Source organism: Mycobacterium sp. ABE4_509 (genome assembly GCF_056160785.1).
This window is the reverse complement of sequence record NZ_JBSWXU010000006.1, coordinates 46,163-63,325: the sequence shown is the minus strand read 5'-3', so window position 1 is coordinate 63,325 and position 17,163 is coordinate 46,163. Positions and strand designations below refer to the sequence as shown.

16 protein-coding genes are annotated in these 17,163 nt (G+C 64.3%); 10 read left to right on the top strand and 6 right to left on the bottom strand.

From position 1 onward, the window contains the following. Positions 1–78 precede the first annotated feature (78 nt). Complete coding sequence (locus ACXAID_RS02600; protein ID WP_475020615.1) at positions 79–1,260, top strand: acyl-CoA dehydrogenase family protein; 1,182 nt, start codon at positions 79–81, stop codon at positions 1,258–1,260. A 24-nt stretch (positions 1,261–1,284) separates the two neighbouring features. Here ACXAID_RS02600 and ACXAID_RS02595 read toward each other — a convergent pair whose 3' ends face one another. The 3 genes from ACXAID_RS02595 to ACXAID_RS02585 form a co-directional block, all read right to left on the bottom strand. Continuing rightward, positions 1,285–2,019 carry a GntR family transcriptional regulator gene (locus ACXAID_RS02595; protein WP_475020614.1) on the bottom strand — a complete coding sequence of 245 codons (735 nt, stop codon included), beginning with the start codon at positions 2,017–2,019 and terminating at the stop codon, positions 1,285–1,287. Positions 2,020–2,146: 127 nt separating this feature from the next. Then, the gene (locus ACXAID_RS02590) at positions 2,147–3,055 is read right to left on the bottom strand and encodes a VOC family protein (protein WP_475020613.1); all 909 of its coding nucleotides are present in this window, start codon (positions 3,053–3,055) and stop codon (positions 2,147–2,149) included. A 142-nt stretch (positions 3,056–3,197) separates the two neighbouring features. Beyond that, the gene (locus ACXAID_RS02585; RefSeq protein WP_475020612.1) at positions 3,198–3,878 is read right to left on the bottom strand and encodes a TetR/AcrR family transcriptional regulator; all 681 of its coding nucleotides are present in this window, start codon (positions 3,876–3,878) and stop codon (positions 3,198–3,200) included. Positions 3,879–4,235: 357 nt separating this feature from the next. Here ACXAID_RS02585 and ACXAID_RS02580 point away from each other — a divergent pair, with 357 nt between their 5' ends. The 3 genes from ACXAID_RS02580 (at position 4,236) to ACXAID_RS02570 (ending at position 6,538) form a co-directional block, all read left to right on the top strand. Then, positions 4,236–5,207, top strand: a complete 972-nt coding sequence (locus ACXAID_RS02580) for a dihydrodipicolinate synthase family protein (protein ID WP_475020611.1) — start codon at positions 4,236–4,238, stop codon at positions 5,205–5,207. Positions 5,208–5,240: 33 nt separating this feature from the next. Then, positions 5,241–5,681 carry a cupin domain-containing protein gene (locus ACXAID_RS02575; RefSeq protein WP_475020610.1) on the top strand — a complete coding sequence of 147 codons (441 nt, stop codon included), beginning with the start codon at positions 5,241–5,243 and terminating at the stop codon, positions 5,679–5,681. 71 nt (positions 5,682–5,752) lie between these two features. Then, positions 5,753–6,538 (top strand): enoyl-CoA hydratase/isomerase family protein, encoded by a 786-nt coding sequence (locus ACXAID_RS02570; protein ID WP_475020609.1) that lies wholly within the window; start codon positions 5,753–5,755, stop codon positions 6,536–6,538. Here the strand turns inward: ACXAID_RS02570 and ACXAID_RS02565 are convergent. Then, the gene (locus ACXAID_RS02565) at positions 6,535–6,981 is read right to left on the bottom strand and encodes a cobalamin B12-binding domain-containing protein (protein WP_475020608.1); all 447 of its coding nucleotides are present in this window, start codon (positions 6,979–6,981) and stop codon (positions 6,535–6,537) included. The genes ACXAID_RS02570 and ACXAID_RS02565 overlap by 4 nt on opposite strands. Then, positions 6,981–8,579 carry an acyl-CoA mutase large subunit family protein gene (locus ACXAID_RS02560; protein WP_475020607.1) on the bottom strand — a complete coding sequence of 533 codons (1,599 nt, stop codon included), beginning with the start codon at positions 8,577–8,579 and terminating at the stop codon, positions 6,981–6,983. Before ACXAID_RS02560 ends, ACXAID_RS02565 begins: the two co-directional genes overlap by 1 nt. Before the next feature lie 193 nt (positions 8,580–8,772). Here ACXAID_RS02560 and ACXAID_RS02555 point away from each other — a divergent pair, with 193 nt between their 5' ends. Beyond that, positions 8,773–10,575 (top strand): flavin-containing monooxygenase, encoded by a 1,803-nt coding sequence (locus ACXAID_RS02555; RefSeq protein ID WP_475020606.1) that lies wholly within the window; start codon positions 8,773–8,775, stop codon positions 10,573–10,575. Positions 10,576–10,687: 112 nt separating this feature from the next. Here ACXAID_RS02555 and ACXAID_RS02550 read toward each other — a convergent pair whose 3' ends face one another. Next, the gene (locus ACXAID_RS02550) at positions 10,688–12,283 is read right to left on the bottom strand and encodes a GMC family oxidoreductase (protein WP_475020605.1); all 1,596 of its coding nucleotides are present in this window, start codon (positions 12,281–12,283) and stop codon (positions 10,688–10,690) included. Positions 12,284–12,680: 397 nt separating this feature from the next. On the opposite strand from ACXAID_RS02550, the gene ACXAID_RS02545 reads away from it, so the two are divergent. The 5 genes from ACXAID_RS02545 to ACXAID_RS02525 all read left to right on the top strand — a co-directional run bounded on the left by ACXAID_RS02545 (position 12,681) and on the right by ACXAID_RS02525 (position 17,090). Then, entirely contained in the window at positions 12,681–13,451 is a 771-nt protein-coding gene (locus ACXAID_RS02545) for a maleate cis-trans isomerase family protein (RefSeq protein ID WP_475020631.1), read from the top strand. Further along, on the top strand, positions 13,448–14,152 hold the full coding sequence (locus tag ACXAID_RS02540; protein WP_475020604.1) for an SDR family NAD(P)-dependent oxidoreductase: 705 nt from the start codon (positions 13,448–13,450) through the stop codon (positions 14,150–14,152). Before ACXAID_RS02545 ends, ACXAID_RS02540 begins: the two co-directional genes overlap by 4 nt. A 161-nt stretch (positions 14,153–14,313) precedes the next feature. Beyond that, the gene (locus ACXAID_RS02535) at positions 14,314–15,783 is read left to right on the top strand and encodes an aldehyde dehydrogenase family protein (protein WP_475020603.1); all 1,470 of its coding nucleotides are present in this window, start codon (positions 14,314–14,316) and stop codon (positions 15,781–15,783) included. 116 nt (positions 15,784–15,899) lie between these two features. Then, the gene (locus ACXAID_RS02530) at positions 15,900–16,643 is read left to right on the top strand and encodes an SDR family NAD(P)-dependent oxidoreductase (protein WP_475020602.1); all 744 of its coding nucleotides are present in this window, start codon (positions 15,900–15,902) and stop codon (positions 16,641–16,643) included. A gap of 111 nt (positions 16,644–16,754) precedes the next feature. Continuing rightward, positions 16,755–17,090, top strand: a complete 336-nt coding sequence (locus ACXAID_RS02525; RefSeq protein WP_475020601.1) for a 2Fe-2S iron-sulfur cluster-binding protein — start codon at positions 16,755–16,757, stop codon at positions 17,088–17,090. Positions 17,091–17,163 lie beyond the last annotated feature (73 nt).

Below are 17,163 nucleotides of genomic sequence, written 5' to 3'. Positions count from 1 at the left end.
TCGCTGGACGAGGCGTAGGCCGTGTGCCGGCGCCCCATGCCGGCGGCATCTGTTGACTGACCGACGATCTGGAGATTCATGACTGATTTCTCGGAATCCGATCTGCACAACGACATTCGTGAAGGTGTACGGCAAGTGTGCCGCGACTTCCCCGATGAATACTGGCGTGTCCTCGATGAGCGGCATGAGTTTCCCTGGGAGTTCTACAGGGCGCTCGCCGAAGGGGGCTGGATCGGTATCGCCATCCCGGAGGAGTACGGCGGCGGCGGATGTGGCATCGAGGAAGCATCGATCGTGCTGGAGGAGGTGGCGGCCTCGGGTGCCGCCATGAACGGGTGCAGCGCGATCCACCTGTCCATCTTCGGAATGAACCCGGTCACCAAGTTCGGCACCGAGGAGATGCGGAAGAAGTACCTGCCCGCCGTCGCCGCCGGTGAGCTGCACGTGGCGTTCGGTGTGACCGAGCCCGATGCCGGCACCGATACCACGAACATCCGCACGCGTGCGGTGCGCGACGGCGACAACTACGTCGTCCGAGGCCAGAAGGTCTGGATGAGCAAGGCGTCGTTGTGTCAGAAGACGTTGTTGCTCGTCCGGACGACACCGCTCGAAGAAGTCGAGAAGCGCACCGATGGCCTGACCTTGTTGTTGGCCGATCTACAGGCGCCCGAGGTCCGGATCACCGCGATTCCCAAGGTGGGCCGCAATGCGGTCGTGTCATGTGAGGTCACGTTCGACGACCACATCGTGCCTGTCGATGACCGGGTGGGGGAGGAGGGGCTGGGCTTCAAGTACCTGCTGCACGGCCTCAACCCGGAGCGGATCCTCGTGGCGGCCGAAGCCATCGGGATCGGGCGGGCAGCCATCGCGCGAGCCGTCGACTATGCGAACGAGCGGGTGGTCTACGGCGCGCCGATCGGATCCAACCAGGGGATCGCGTTTCCCCTTGCTGAGGCCTATGCCCGGCTACGTGCCGCGGAACTCGTGGTGCGTGAGGCCGCCTGGCGCTATGACAGTGGACTGCACTGCGGCGAGCAGGCGAACATGGCGAAGTGGCTCGCCTCGGAGGCAGCTTTTGCCGCGGCGGACCAAGCCGTTCAGACCCACGGCGGATTCGGCTACGCACACGAGTACGACGTGTCGCGGTACTGGCGTGAGGCCCGCCTGATGCGGATCGCGCCGGTGCCACAGGAGATGATCCTGAACTACCTCGCCGAGCACGTGCTCGGCCTGCCCCGGTCCTACGGCGTACGGTGCTGACTCGCTCGGAGCGCCGAGTGCTTGTCAGCTCGCTGCTTCACTCGCATTGTCGGAATCCGCCCAGTATCCGCGCGAGCGGAGCGCGTCGGTCGTGACCTTCGCGCACGCCCGGAAGTGTTCATGGGTCGCCTTGACGGCGGCCTCGGCATCGTGGCTCTCGAGCGCGTCGAGGATGCGTTCGCGGTACACCGTCTCGGTCGCGGGCCACCGAGACGTGCTGAAGTAGAAGTCGTTCGGGAGTGCCAAAGCCAAGAACTGGAGAGTCAGAAGCAGACGTGCGGAGGTCCCCACACGGTTGATGATCCGGTAGAACTCCATGAGCAGTCGCTGCCGCGTCGAGGACTCCTGGGCGCCGGTTATCTCGGTGTGCAACTTCTGTAGGGCTCGGATCTTCTCGTCGCTGATCCGCTCGGCTGCCCGCTGTGCGGTCAGCCCGAAGAGCAAGCTGACCACCTCGTAGTGGTCCTCGATGTCGTCGGTCGTCAGCTTCACGATGAATGCGCCCCGGCGAGGAATCGATTCGACGAAACCCTTCGCGGTGAGTTCGATCAACGCCTCTCTGATGGGCAGTCGGCTGATGCCCAGTTCTTCGGCGATCTGGTCTTGATCCACCTTGGCGCCGGGGCCGAGCCGACCAGAGACGACGCCTTCGCGGATGTAGTTCGCGGCCAGCTCTTTGAGGCTTTGGTGGTTCGGGCGCTTGTTTTCCGTGCTGGCGAAGAAGGCGCCGCCGTCATCGGTATCCAGCAATTGCGACACGCCTTCCGGTGGAGGTGAAATACCAAACCTGGTCGGCTAAGCGTACTCGCCGGCCAGCACTGCTTCGGTATATCGTATTTTAATGCCGGTGTGTCGTCTCGGATAGGCTTCCCCGCGCCGGGGCCGGTCAAAAGGCGGATTCAGCCAGACCGGCGTGGCCCCACTCGCCCATCCCGTTCTCGCCGCCGAGGCTGAAGTGCTCGATGGCGAACGTGTCGGGATCGATGGTGCGCGCACCCCATCCGAGTTCGAACAGCCAGCCGGACGGGCTTTCGGTGTAGAACGAGAACATCCGGTCGTTGTTGTGCCGGCCGAGTTGCACCTTCACCTTGCCCTGTGACTGGCAGAGGTCGAATGCCGTGCCGACGTCGTCGATACTCGTGTGCTCGAGCATCACGTGGTAGGTGCGGCGTTTGGGCTGCGGATTCCCGAAGAAGGCGAATGAATGATGCCGTGGGTTGCAGTACATGAAGGAAGCGAGCTTGCCGACACCGGGAAAGTTGGGCGCATCCGATGTCGCCAAGCCGATGGTCTCGCTGTAGAAGTTCTCGGCCGCGTCGACATCGGGTACGTACGTGACGAAGTGGCCAAGACCCTGGGCGCCGGTCACGAACCCCGAGATCGGGCGCGACGGCCGGTAGGAGGGCTGGAACGTGACCTGCGGTCCGTACGACACCTCCATGCGGATGCCCGAGTGTGGGTCGGTGAAGTGCACGAAGCCAAGCACCCGCCGTGTCGCCGCCTCCTCGGGTTTGCCGGCGATGACAGGGACCCCGGCGGCCTCGACCTGGGCGGCGATCGCGTCCATCGCGGTGGCATCGCGAACCTGCCACCCGACGTAGGAGACGTCTTCGGGTTCGTTGTCGGCCGGATGGACGATGAATCGGTGATGACGCTCGTCCATGCGTAGGTACAGGTTGGAGCTGTCGCTGTCCGCGGCGATCTCGTGGCCGAGGACTTCCCGGGCATACTTCGACCACACATCGAGATCGTTTGCGCCGATCCCGATGTATGCCAGCTCATCGACCTTGTGCACGAATCGCTCCCTTCCGCCGATCTTGCGATTGTTGGCGCCGGTGATGCGCTCATGCCGCTATCCGGCATGACGCCAATGTAGATACTATATCTAAAATGTTTACCCCATATGGATCCGGCCAGATTCGGCTGTCCGCATCGGCTCAGCTCGAGGACGGGCTCCGCTCTATGAGCTCCATGCCTTCGCGGATCAGCGCGAGTCCGCGCTGCAACCGGGTGCCGGGGCGGCGTGCGGGATTCAGCACTCCGTGCAGGAGCACGTCGACAGCCAGCCGCGTCGTCTCCTCGGGCGTGGTGTTGGCAGTGGCCGTGTACTGGCCCTGAAGGCTGGTGAGCGCTGCGATGATGGTCATGGCGGTCGCGCGCTCGTCGTGCACACGCAGGTAGCCGAGTTCGTCGCCTTCCCGAAGGGCCAGGACGACCAGTTCGAAGAACTCCAGCCGGGAGGTGCGGTCCCGGACCCGGATGTCCTCGGGTAGTGCGGCCTCTTCGCGAAGGGCGATCCGCACCCAGACCGGGTGCTCGGTGACGAGGGTGCCGAGCCCATGCATGAGCGCAGTGAGGCGCTCTACCGGGTTGCCGCCGACCCCACGCAGTTCTTGCGTGGTGGCGTCCCGTTGCTGGATCAGGACTTCGATGCCGGCGGCAAGGATCTGGTCCCGATTCTCGAAATAGTGATAGAGCGATGGTCGCGCCATCCCGACCGCCTTGGCGATGTCCTGAAGGCTGGTCTGGTTGAAGCCCTTTCGCTCGAACAGAATTCCGGCGGTATCGACGATGGCGTTTTCCATCTTCTCGAAGCCCACGCCTCGCGGTTTCGTCATCGCCCGCACCTCCCCGCCGTTCGGTGAGACGTTGCGAAGTCGGGCTGGCATGAACTCCGCAGCGTGCAGGCGGATCGACCGCCCGGCGTGAGTGTAGGTGACCTCGGCGGGTGGACCGGGGCACGAGTAAGACGCGTAGTTGCCCTGCACCCCAAAGTAATATATTGTTTACTGAATTCTCGATATGGGAATGACGTGAGCTGTCGCGAGCGGCACGGTGACGGCCGCGTGCAAGGACCGCGAGTACGTTGCCTTTCTTGCCCGCCCTCGGTGGTGACTCGGTAGGCAAGCGCCCTACCGACAGGGCAGCGGTCGTCTGGAAAGACGTTGGTTGTTCAGCAAGCTAGAGGAGGGTCGATGCTGACCGCGCGGGACTTCACAGGTGTGTATGGGATCTTGGCGACGCCGGCCACACCGGGTGCGGATCGTTGGGATGCGACCGATACCGTGGATCTGGACGAAACCGCGCGCCTGACCGAGCAGTTGATCGCTGACGGGTGCAGCGGGTTGCTGGCCTTGGGGACCACCGGGGAGTGTGCGACCCTCACCGAGTCCGAGTTCGAGGCGTTCACGGACTGCTTCTTGGCAACGGTCGACAAGCGGGTGCCCGCCTTTGTCGGGGCGACGACGCTGGGCACGCACAGCACGGTGCAGCGGATGCGGTTCCTGCAGGACCGCGGGGCCGATGGCACGATGCTTGGGTTGCCGATGTGGCAGGCCTGCAGTGAGGCGCAGGCGGTCAACTACTACGCATCGATCTCCGAGGCGTTCCCGGACCTGGCGATCATGGTCTACGCCAACAAATATGCATTCAGGTTCGACTTCGCGCCGTCGTTCTGGAGCGCGGTCACGCAGGCGGCGCCGACGGTGACCAGCGCCAAGTTCGCCAGCCCGGTGGGCTATCTCGAGTGCGTCGAAGCGGCCGGCAACAAGATCAACTTCCTGCCGATCGACATGATGGCCTTGATGTTCGCCCAGCAGGCGCCGGATGCGATGACCGCGCTGTGGGCCACCGCCGCGTGCATGGGCCCGCATCCCTGTGTGGCGCTGATGGATGCGATCGAGGCCAAGGACTTCGACAAGGCAGGAGAGATCGCCAAGGACATCTTCTGGGCCAACGAGACGTTCATTCCGAACGGTGACCTCGAGGCGTTCTCACAGTTCAACCTTCAGCTGGAGAAGATCCGGTTCAACGAAGCCGGGTACTGCAATGCCGGCCCGATCCGGCCCCCGTATGACGTCGTGCCGGACGAGTACGCCCAGGGAGCCCGTGAGTGCGGCCGCCGTTGGGCGCAACTGGTCGAGAAGTACTCGTCGGGCGCGAGCTGACAATCAACCGACAACTGCAAAGGGAGCGAATCCATGGCCGCTACACCAGATACCTCGAAGCTTCCCGACGACGAGAAGGTTGTCCTCGACTTTTTCGGCACGATCGACTCCAACAACCTGCCGAGCCTGGTCTTCCCGCTGTCGAAGCTCCAGCAGTTCGACGACGAGATGCCGACGGTCGTGCTCGGCTATTCAGCCCAGCTCGGTGTCGTGGTGTGGAACCTGGAACCAGGTCAGGCGAACGACTATCACATGCATCCCACCACCGAGCACCTGCACATCGTCATCGAAGGCGAGTGTGAGTACACCCTGGGCGACGAGACCCCGATGATCACCCGCGCCGGCGACGCCATCATGGTTCCCGCTGGCGTCCCACACGGAATTCGCAATACCGGCGACAAGCGGGCCTCGTACGTGGCCGTCACCAGTCCCGGACCGTACGAGAAGATCCGTGTCGATCGACCTGGCGGGTGAGTCTCGGCAGTAACGCACGGCAGTAAGTAGTCCCGAACCATTCAGGCGATCTGAAGAAGGAAGACTTTGACGTGACCGGCGTCGAGCCTCGAGGAGGCGTGCGACTGGAACTCGAGGGTCGTGTCGCTGTAGTGACGATCGACCGACCTGCGGCGCGGAATGCGATCGGGCAGGAGACGATGCGCGGCTTGGCGGACGCTGTTCGCCAGGTGGGTGAATCAGATGCCCACGTGCTGGTGCTCACCGGTGCGGGCGACCGAGCCTTTGTGTCGGGTGGTGATCTCAAGGAACTGTCGACGATCCGATCATCTGACGACGCCGTGGCGATGGCCATGACCATGCGTTCGGTGCTCGACGACTTGGCGTCGTTGCCGATACCGGTCGTGGCGGCGGTGAACGGCTCGGCCTTCGGTGGTGGCGCCGAGGTGGCGGTGGCCTGCGACATCCGCATTGCTGCCGACGACGTGAAGTGTGCCTTCAACCAGGTGGCACTCGGGATCATGCCGGCCTGGGGCGGCGTCGAGCGTCTATCAGCGCTCGTGGGTGGCGGCCGTTCGCTGCTCATGATGACTACCGGGCAGGCGGTTTCGGCGTCCGAGGCGTGGCAGCTGGGTCTGTTCGACATGGTCGTTCCGCGCTGCGAGTTCCCCGCCGCGTGGCGGCGTCTTGCGACGAGTATCGCGAGCGCGCCGCGTGACGCACTGGTGGGAATCAAGGCAACTCAGCGCGCTGTGACTCCGTCCGCGCGCCCCGATCTCGCCGCAGCTGCCACAGCTTGGTTTGCCACGACCTGGGTTGCCGATGTCCATTGGGAAATGGCGGAGACCGCCCAGCAGGCTCGGCGTAACAAGGGCTAGCCCGCTGGTGTTGTCCGTGTCCTCGCGGCGCCAGCGGTGCCGGGCCCGACCTCGGTCGTGAGCCGTCGGATCTCGTCGACCAGTTCTTCGATCGGTGTCCCGGTGGGGAACACCGCGCACACGCCCGCGTCCAGTAATTCCTGGACGTCGGACTGCGGAATGGTACCCCCTATCACCACCCGGATGTCACCGCCATCGCGCCGGCGGAGCGCCTCGATCATCTTGTGGCCTATGCCGATATGAGCGCCCGAGAGGATCGACAGCCCGACGATGTCGACGTCCTCTTGTACGGCTATTGCCGAGATCATCTCGGGCGTCTGTCGAATGCCGGTATAGATCACCTCGAATCCGGCGTCTCGTAGTGCGCGCGCGACGAGCTTTGCACCGCGGTCGTGGCCATCCAGGCCAGGCTTGGCCACCAGTACTCTTGCGGGCGTGGCCATCAGAACACCGTCGACGGCTGGTACTCGCCCCAGACGTCCTTGAGCTCGCTGGTGATCTCGCCTACGGTGCAGTAGGACTCGACACAGTCGATCAGATGTGGCATCAGGTTCGTGCCTCCTTGTGCAGCCTTGCGAAGTTCGGCCAGGGAGGTCAGCACAGCACGGGTACTGCGTGTCCGCCGGACCTCGGCGAGCCGATCGAGCTGAAGCTTGCGGGCCTCGTCGGACATCAGCGGTGGCTCGACCGACGGAGCGGCTTCTTCGGTCCGATACTTGTTCACGCCAACGATCACGCGTTCGCCACTGTCGATCTGCTGCTGTACGGCGTAGGACTCGTCGGCGATGAGTCGCTGCACGTACCCGTCTTCGATGCACCGAACCATCCCGCCATGTGACTCGAGGTCCGCCATGATCTCGACCAGTCGGTCTTCCATTGTGTCGGTGAGGGATTCGACGAAGTACGAACCACCCAACGGATCAACGGTGCGAGCCACACCAGTCTCATGGGCGAGAATCTGCTGTGTGCGCAACGCGAGTGTGGTGCTCTCCTCCGTTGGCAGGGCGAATGGCTCGTCCCAGGCGGCAGTGAACATCGACTGCGCGCCTCCGAGTACCGACGCCATCGCTTGATAGGCGACGCGGACGATGTTGTTCTGCGGCTGCCGGGCCTGCAAGGTCCAACCGCCGCACACGACACCGACACGAAACATCGATGACGATGGATTCATGGCGCCGTACCGCTCCCGGACTATGTGGGCCCAGCGGCGACGGCCGGCACGGTACTTCGCCACTTCTTCGAAGAAGTCGTTGTGTGTGTAGAAGAAGAACGAGACCTGCGGGGCGAACTGGTCGATCGTCATGGATCCGCGAGCGACGATCTCGTCGCAGTAGGTCACCGCATCCTGCAAGGTGAATGCCATCTCCTGGGCGGCGTTCGCTCCGGCGTCCCGGAAGTGGGCGCCCGCGACGGACACCGCGTTGTATCGCGGGACCTCTGCGGCGCAGAACTCGATGGTGTCACCGATGAGGCGGATCGAAGGAGTCGGTGGCCAGATCCAGGTTCCCCGTGCGACGTACTCCTTGAGGATGTCGTTCTGCATCGTTCCGCGCAGCTTCGCCCGCGGTACGCCCTGCTTTGCCCCGACTGCGACGTAGAACGCCAGCATGATCGCGGCGGTACCGTTGACCGTCCACGATGTCGAGATGCGATCGAGCGGTATGTCACGGAACAGGATCTCGGCATCGGCGAGTGAGTCGAGCGCGACCCCGACGCGGCCGACTTCTTCCTCGACGTCCGGATTGTCGGAGTCGTAGCCGATTTGGGTCGGTAGATCGGCTGCCACCGAGAGGCCGGTGCCACCCTCCTTGAGCAGGAGTTTGTAGCGCTCGTTCGACCACTCAGGGGTGCCGAAACCTGAGTACTGCCGAAAGGTCCACAGGCGGTCTCGATATCCGCCGGGGAAGTTGCCGCGGGTGAAGGGAAACGCCCCTGGTTCGCCGAGGCGCTCGGCATGATCTGAACGCAGTGCTGTTGGCCCGTAGCTCCTGAGTACCTGGAATCCGGCGTCGGTCCGGGGGTTCTCGGCAGCTGTCATCATTAAAATATTATATCCATAAATACACGGATGGCCACAAGGCGCGCCCGTCGCGGATCTACCCAATGATGGCCCAATGCCGCGACCGTGGGCGCCGGTGAGTTCTGGCGGCTCGCGAAAATATAATCTAATATCATCAACGTCGACGTAGAATATTCGTCGTCAATGTTTGAAGACGACCGGTGAGAGGGGCCTGATGTCGGTCTTGAACGCGAAGCAGGACATGGTGGTGACGGACGAGGCGCTGGGTTGGCTCAGCGCTCTGGAACAGGTGCTCGGCGCCGGCGAGCAGGATGCTTTCGATGATCTCCTCCAGGAAGAGTCCTATTGGCGCGACATGGTGGCGCTGACGTGGGATACCCGCCAGTTCTGGGGTAGAGAAGCGGTTCGATCTGCGATGTTCGAGCATGCCCAGCCGGCAGGATTCAGCAACCTGCGTCTCGACGCCGAGCGCTCAGCGCCGCGAACGGCCGAGTTCCTCGGAAGAACGGTTGTCGAGGTATTCTTCGCGTTCGACACGGCCGTCGGCACCGGGAAGGGCTTTGCTCGCCTGCTTCCTGATGTTTCGGCTCCCTTCGGCATGCGCGGCTGGATGATTGCCACCGGCCTGGTAGCGCTGGACTGTGCTCCCGAACCCGTGGGTCGTCATCCGCGCCAGGGATATGACCCGGCCTATCCGGGCCAGACCTGGGGGGAGTGGAGTGCCGCGAAATCGGACTTCTCCACCCGCGACCCCGATGTCCTGATCATCGGTGGCAGCCACTCCGGGCTCTGTGTCGGCGCTCGCTTCGAGCGCAAGGGGGCTTCGTATCTCATCGTCGAGAAGAATGCGAAACCGGGTGACACGTGGCGCAATCGCTATGAGTCGCTGGCCCTGCACACGCCGACATGGATGAACGATCTGCCCTATGTTCCGTTGCCGGCCGACTGGCCGATGTTCCTTCCGAAGGATCGTTGGGCGGACTGGCTCGACTGCTATGCATCGTTGATGAATCTCAATTTCTGGGGTTCGACCGAGGTGCTCAGCGCGTCGTTCGACGAGGCGGTCCGGCGGTGGGAGGTGTCGCTGCGCTTGGCCGACGGGTCGGAGCGGACCATGCACCCCAAGCACGTGGTGCTGGCGGTGGGTGGCGCCGGCGGCACGCCGATGGTTCCGGATCTGCCCGGGCTCGACGAGTTCGACGGCGAAGTGCTGCACTCGTCGGCCTTCCGGAGCGGTGCCGCCTACCGGGGCAAACGGGTGATGGTCGTGGGTGCCTCGACCACCGGTCACGACATCTGTCTCGACCTCTACCACAAGGGTGCGGTGCCGACGATGGCCCAGCGTGGTCCCAGCTGTGTCGTCAACATCGAGGAGGTCGTGAAGTTCAGCGCGGACTACGGCAGGGTGCCGGTGGACGAAGCCGACCAACTGCGCAGTTCGATGAACCTCCCGATGATGATCGCGCGTGCCCGGGCCTACACGTCGGCATCGGAATCGTCACATGCCGAACTGCACTCCGGCCTGAGGAAAGCAGGACAACGGCTCACCATCGGTGACGACGAAACCGGGTGGACGATGAAGTTGTTCCGGGATGTCAAGGGCTACTACCTCAACGTCGGCGCATCGGAAGCGATCGTCGAGGGCAAGATCGGGATGCTCGACTTCCACCGCGTCGAACGCTTTGTGCCGCAGGGTGTCCTGTTGACCGACGGTAGTGTCGAGCCGTTCGATGCTGTCGTGCTGTGTACGGGGTTCCACGATCTGTCCGAGGACATCGCGGCCCTGTTCGGTGCCGACGTCGCCGAGAAGGTCGGCCGCTGCATCGGCGTCGCCGAGAACGGCGAGTACCGCACGATGAGCCGTCCAACCGCACAGCCTCATCTTTGGCTGATCAACGGCGGAATCGTGGACTCGCGAAAATCCAGCGACATCCTCGCATTGCAGATCATCGCGCAGATGGAGGGACTGGTGCCGAGTCTGGTGCGCCAGCCCGACGGCGGGGTGACACCCCTGTAGCGGGCGTCGACCCGGAACCAGGTCGGCGGCGCGCTCGGCCTCGATGGCCGTCGCCTCGCATGGAGGGGTTGTTGCCGCGTCTGGTGCGCCAGCCTGACGGCGCGTGGAACCCCTACAGCGGGGGTTTGCCCAGGATCAGGTCGGCGGCGCGCTCGGCCACCATGATCACCGGCGCGTTCGTGTTCCCACTGGTGATGCGAGGGAACGCCGATGCGTCGACCACTCGCAGGCCCTCGATGCCTCGAACCCGTAGCTCAGGGTCCAGCACCGCGCCGCTGTCCGACCCCATCCGGCAAGTCCCGACCGGGTGGTAGGGGCGGAAGGCATGCTTGCGCAGGAACTGCGCCCATTGCTCATCGGTCTCGACATCGTCACCGGGAAGGTCCTCGGCGACCTTGCTTTCCTTCATCTTCGGCGTCCGGAAGATCTCTCGAGCCTGGCGGCACGCTGCGATCAGGTTGGTCATGTCATCGCCGCTGACCAGCGAGTGATCGATGGCCGGCGGAGCCGTCGGATCGCTCGATGCCAAGCGGACGGTGCCCCGACCGGTTGGGTGCACCACGCTGGGGTAGACCATCACGCGGTTCGAAACGAGCTTCACATCGTGGATGTCGTGGGTGTCCTCCTGCCCTTCGAGCGAACCGAACTGCAGGCCGACCGGCATCAGGATGATCTCGGTTTCGGTAGGCCGCTCGCCCGTGATCGGCGCGAAGACGATCGCCGCGGCGCCAGACATCGTCAGCGCCCCCGCGCCGCGTAGGAGGAAGTCCAGCCCGTGCCGAGCTGCCCGCAGTGGCCTCAACTCGTCACGAAGAGTTCGGGCCGTCGTGTGGTAGCGCATCAAGGCATAGGGGTGCTCCTGCAGGTTGGTTCCGACAGCGGGGTGGTCTACGCGGACGTCGATGCCATGCGTCCGCAGATGGTCGGCAGGGCCGATGCCGGACAGCATGAGCAGCTTGGGAGATGTCAGCGCGCCCGCGCTCACGATCACCTCGGCCGCGGCCCGCGCCTCCCATCGGCGCCCGCGGTGCTCGTACTCCACGCCGGTGGCGCGTTTCCCGTCGATGAGGACACGGGTGACCAGCGCGCCGGTGCGGATGGTCAGATTGGGGCGTCGGCGAATCGGCGCCAGATACGCCCGTGAGGTGTTGCAGCGAAATCCCCGTCGCTGGTTTACCTGCGCCAGCGAAACCCCTTGCTGGCGTTCGCCGTTGTAGTCGGGGTTCAGCCGGTAGCCTGCTTCCTCGGCCGCCTGGAGGAAATCATCGAGGGCTTCGAGCTTCATCTTGACCGGCGTCACATCGACCGGCCCGGCGCTTCCGCGCAGCGGGCTCGGCCCGCCGGCGAACGTCTCGGCGCGCTGGAAGTAGGGCAACACGTCGGCATAGCCCCACCCGGGACAGCCGAGATCGCGCCACTCGTCGAAGTCGGAGCGCTCCCCCCGTACCCAGCACATCATGTTGATCGAACTACCGCCGCCGAGCACCCGCCCCGCCGACCAGTCGTCTGGCAGGCCGTTGCGCGAAGCGTCGGGCTTACCGGGGAATCGCCAGTCGAACTTCTCCGGCATCATCGCCAGTGCTGCCGGGATCCGGATCAGCGGGTGTCCATCCCAACCGCCGGCCTCGACGAGCAGCACGGTTTTCGAGGCATCTTCGGACAACCTGCTGGCGAGCACGCAGCCGGCCGATCCGCCGCCGACGATCACGTAGTCCCATTCGGTGTCCCATTCGGTGTGGTCGCGGTCTCGTGACATCACTGCTCCCGCGCGTCGAGAGAGGTCACCGGAGTAGATAGCCGCAGTCCGTTCGGAAACACCACAAGCCTCCTTGCTCGTTTCTGGCATCGCTCGTTTTTGGCATCGCTGAAGTCAGTCTGACGCATCATGGCGCTACCGGAATAATATAGTATAATTAATAATCCAAGGTTGCCTTGGCGATCCCGTCGCGTGTGGCGAGGCCGGGGGCGACTGCCGAGGAACTTCGTTCGAGCAACCGCGAGGAAGGGCATCGATGACGGGCTATGTTCCCGAGCCGCGGTGCGAGCAGCCACAAACCTAGCTACCGCTCAACGCTCTGCAACCGACTGTGAGGAATTCGATCGACATGGTGCCCACCCGGCTTGGCCTGATAGTACCCAGCTCGAACACGACGATGGAGACCGAAGTCCCCGAGATGTTCGCGCGCCGTGCCGAACTCATCCCCGAGGAACGCTTCACGTTTCACTCCAGCCGGATGCGGATGCAACATGTGACCGCCGATGCGCTACTGCAGATGGATCGCGAGAGCAACCGGTGTGCGGTGGAGCTTGCCGACGCCCAGTGCGACGCCATCGCCTATGCCTGCCTGGTGGCGATCATGTCCCAGGGGCCGGGTGCCCACGAGGCTGCCGAGAAGCGATTGACCGACGTCGCGCGAAGTACGGGGTGCGACGCACCGGTGGTCTCGAGTGCAGGCGCGTTGGTGCGTGGCCTCGCCGCGATGGGCGCACAACGGATCTCGATGATCACCCCGTACATGCCGGAACTCACCCAGAAGGTGCGTGAGTACATCGACGACGCCGGTTTCGAGGTGGTCGACGCTGTCAGCCTCGGCATTGCGGACAATTGCGCCGTCGGGCGGCTCGACCCCGGTGACCTCCCGGCGATCGCCAACGGGCTCGACCGAACGGGCTGCGATGCAATCGTATTGTCGGCCTGCGTGCAAATGCCGTCGCTAGCGGCCGTTCCCGAAACGGAGGCGCGCCTCGGTCTGCCGGTGCTGTCAGCCGCGACGGCGACCACCTACGAGCTGCTCACCGCCCTCGGTCGCGCTCCGCTGGTCCCCAACGCCGGTCATCTCCTCAGCAAGGAATTCGGCGAGCGAGGTCTGCGGTGACAACCGATCGCATCGTTCTGGTCACCGGGGGCGCCGAGGGTATCGGTGCCTCGATCGCGGCACGGTTCGCGTCCAGCGGTGCGCGCGTGGTCGTGGCCGATCGTAAGCCCCCGGTCGACGTCGATCCCCGCGTTCGATACGAGACGGCCGACGTGGCGGTGGCAGACGATGTGGAGTCGTTGTTCGAGCGGGTCGGATCCGAGTTCGGGCGTATCGACGTGCTGGTCAACAACGCGGGCATCTGGTTCCGAAGGCCGTTCCGGGAGATCGCGGTCCACGAGTGGGATCGCGTGATCGCCGTGAACCTGCGGGGTGCGTTCCTCTGCATCCGGGCGGCGCTGCCATGGCTGGAGGCGGCCGGCGGAGGGGCGATCGTGAATATCGGTTCGCAGGCCGGCATCACGGTCACACGGGGGCAGGGCGCGCACTACCATGCGTCCAAGGCCGCGATCTCGCAGTTGACCAAGGTTCTGGCCGTCGAGTTCGGCCCGCTCGGCATCCGGGTCAACTGCGCGGCCCCGGGGGTGACATTGCCGGATCCGTCGATGCTGCCCCAGCAGGTCCTCGACCAGATCCCGTTGGGCCGTGCGGGTGTTCCGGATGACCTCGCTGGGGTGTGTGTCTTCCTTGCCTCACCGGACGCTTCCTACATCACGGGTCAGACGCTGCTCGTCAACGGCGGGGCTGTAGCGCTGATGTAGGCCGTCTCGGTTCCCCGGGTCCGCGTCGGATTGCGGGTTTCCCCCGCCAGAAACTAAATATATTGTATCTTGAAGGTTAGCGGGACGGCGGTTCCCACCGCGCTCCTGTGCGCCGCTGGGGCGGTGAGACAGAGGAAGGCACCGAGATGCCGATAGATGCCATGACGATTCCGAAGCGCTGGCTGCACTACATCGACGGGCGCTGGACCGAGCCGGACACCGGAGAGTTCATCCCCGTTGAAGACCCCTCGACCGGTGAGCATCTCGCCGATGTCGCCCGTGCCGGCCCTGCCGACATCGACGCGGCGGTCGGGGCAGCGCGCCGAGCATTCGAATCCCGTGTGCTCGTCGACATGAAACCCGCGGATCGCGGCGCAATGATGTTCGAAATCGCCCGTCACTTGCGAGAGATGGCCGAGGAGATCGCCGTTGTCGACTGTCTGGAGAACGGCAAGCCGATCCAGTCCGCCCGCAATGAACCGCTGGCCGCCGTACGCTACCTGACCTACTACGGTGGTCTGGCCGACAAGCTCGAGGGCGTGTCGATCCCCCTGGGGCGCGATTTCGTCGACTACACGGTCAGGGCGCCGTTCGGCGTTTCCGCGCAGATCGTGCCGTGGAACTTCCCGCTGCAGCTTGCCGCGCGCGGTATCGCCTGCGCGATAGCAACCGGAAACACGGTGGTGCTCAAGACACCCGAGTTGTCGCCGCTTGCATGTACCTACGTCGCCAAGGCGTGCAGCCTTGCGGGGGTCCCTGATGGCGTCGTGAACATCATCTGCGGCTACGGCGACGAGGCGGGCGCGGCGCTGGTCGCGCACGGCGATATCGACCATATTGTGTTCGTCGGAAGCGTGGCCACCGGCCAGAGCATTCTCCGCGCCGCCGCAGAGCGCGTCATTCCGAGTGTGATGGAACTCGGCGGCAAGTCGGCGGCGGTCGTGTTCGATGACGCTGACATCGCACAGGTCGTGGCGTCGACGGCAGCGGGCATCTTCACCCATGCTGGCCAGGTCTGTTCGGCCGCGTCCCGGCTGGTCGTTCACCGATCGATACAGGATCAGGTGCTGGAGAGGCTCGTTGAACGGGTGAGCCAGTTCGAGATCGGACCTGCGATCGAGGGTCCGGACCTCGGACCGGTCATCTCCGCCCAGCAGCTCGCCAAGATCGAGGGTTTCGTGCAGAGAGCGTCGCAGTCGGGCAGCGCGCTGCTCACCGGCGGTAAGCGGGTCGGCTACCTGTCGGGTCACTTCATGGATCCGACGGTGGTCACCGACGTGGCAGCCGATTCCGAAATCGTGCAGAACGAGGTATTCGGACCTGTACTGGTCGTGCAGCCCTTCGACGAGCCCGAGGAGGCCATCGAACTCGCGAACGGCACGGAATACGGCCTGTGTGCGGGCGTGCACACGAACAATCTGCAGCTCGCGCACTGGTCTGCGGAGCGGCTGGTCGCCGGACAGGTGTTCGTGAACGAGTGGTTCGCCGGTGGTGTCGAGACGCCGTTCGGCGGTACGAAGCGTTCCGGTTTCGGTCGGGAGAAGGGACAGGAAGCGCTGTTGAACTACGTGCAGACCAAGAACGTCGCAATTCGCCTCGGCGGTACAGGTGTGGGGCGACCGGGCGGATAGGCGCCCGTGCGGGGAAAGCATCGGTCTGGCTGCAACCAGGCGGCACTTCGCCGCTGCACATCCGTGTGTGGCTGGCCGGCAACGTGATTGATGAACATTGATGGGAGTGGTGCGTGATGAGCCGCGTTGCGATTGTCACCGGCGGGGCATCCGGGATGGGCCTGGAGATCTGCCGGCGGCTGGCGAGGGCGGGAAACGCCGTCGCCGTGCTCGATCTGCAGGCGGAGTTGGCTGCGAAGACGGCGGCGGAACTGTCGGCAAGCGGCGCTCGGTCTGTCGGCGTGGAGGTCGACGTTGCGGAAAAGGGTTCGGTCGACGCTGCCCTCGACACGGTGCGCCGTGAGCTGGGCACACCCACCGTTCTGGTGGCCAGTGCAGGGATCGCGCCGTACGAGGCCTGCGTCGACATCGATCTGGACGCGTGGCGCAAGGTCATCGACGTCAACTTGACTGGCACGTTTCTCTGTATCCAAGGCGTGATTCCCGGCATGCTCGACGCCGGATGGGGCCGCATCGTCACGGTGTCGTCGGCGGCAGGGCAATGGGGGACCGCCAGAATGGCGCACTATTCGGCGGCGAAGGGCGGGGTCATCGCCTTGACGAAGGCTCTCGCTCGTGAGCTGGGGCCCAGCGGCATTACCGTCAACACCGTCCCACCCGGGGTCATCGACACTCCCATGAGCCGGAGCGCGCAGGCGGACGGAAACATTCCGAGCGACGACGTCGTCGCCATGCGAATCCCGCTCGGCCGTAAGGGATCGGCCGACGAGATTGCCGCAGTGTGCGCCTTCCTGTGCACCGAGGACGCCGCATACATCACCGGCCAGGTCTACGCCGTCAACGGCGGGATGGTGATCTGAGCGGTCCGCACCCTTCGACGATGACATCGTGGCCCTGGGCGTTAGCTTGCCGGATTATAAATATATAGTATATAAAGTGGTTGATCAGTGAGTACTAGCGAGGTCACAACTGTGGATGATCGAGGCAGCGCCGGCGCGATGACGTCGGGCGATCAGGCTTCGGGTGAGCCGACCGAAGAGGTCGTCATCACTATCGGAGGGCGGCGTTACCGTCAGCCTTACACGGCGGGTGAGAGCATTCTCGAGACGGCGCGTCGCGCCGGTCTTGCTCCGCCGTTTTCCTGCGAAGCCGGGGATTGCGGCTCGTGTATGGCCCTCATCGAGGAGGGGGAGGTGCGGATGGCGGCCAACAAGGCGCTGATGCAGGACGAGCTGGACGAGGGCTGGATCCTGACGTGTCAGGGTCGCCCGATCACCAAGCGGGTCGTCGTCGAGTATCCCGACTGAGCAGCGCGGAATCCGCGAATGCCACACTTGATCATTCGATATATTTGATATATTTTACGAAAATCGCGACGTA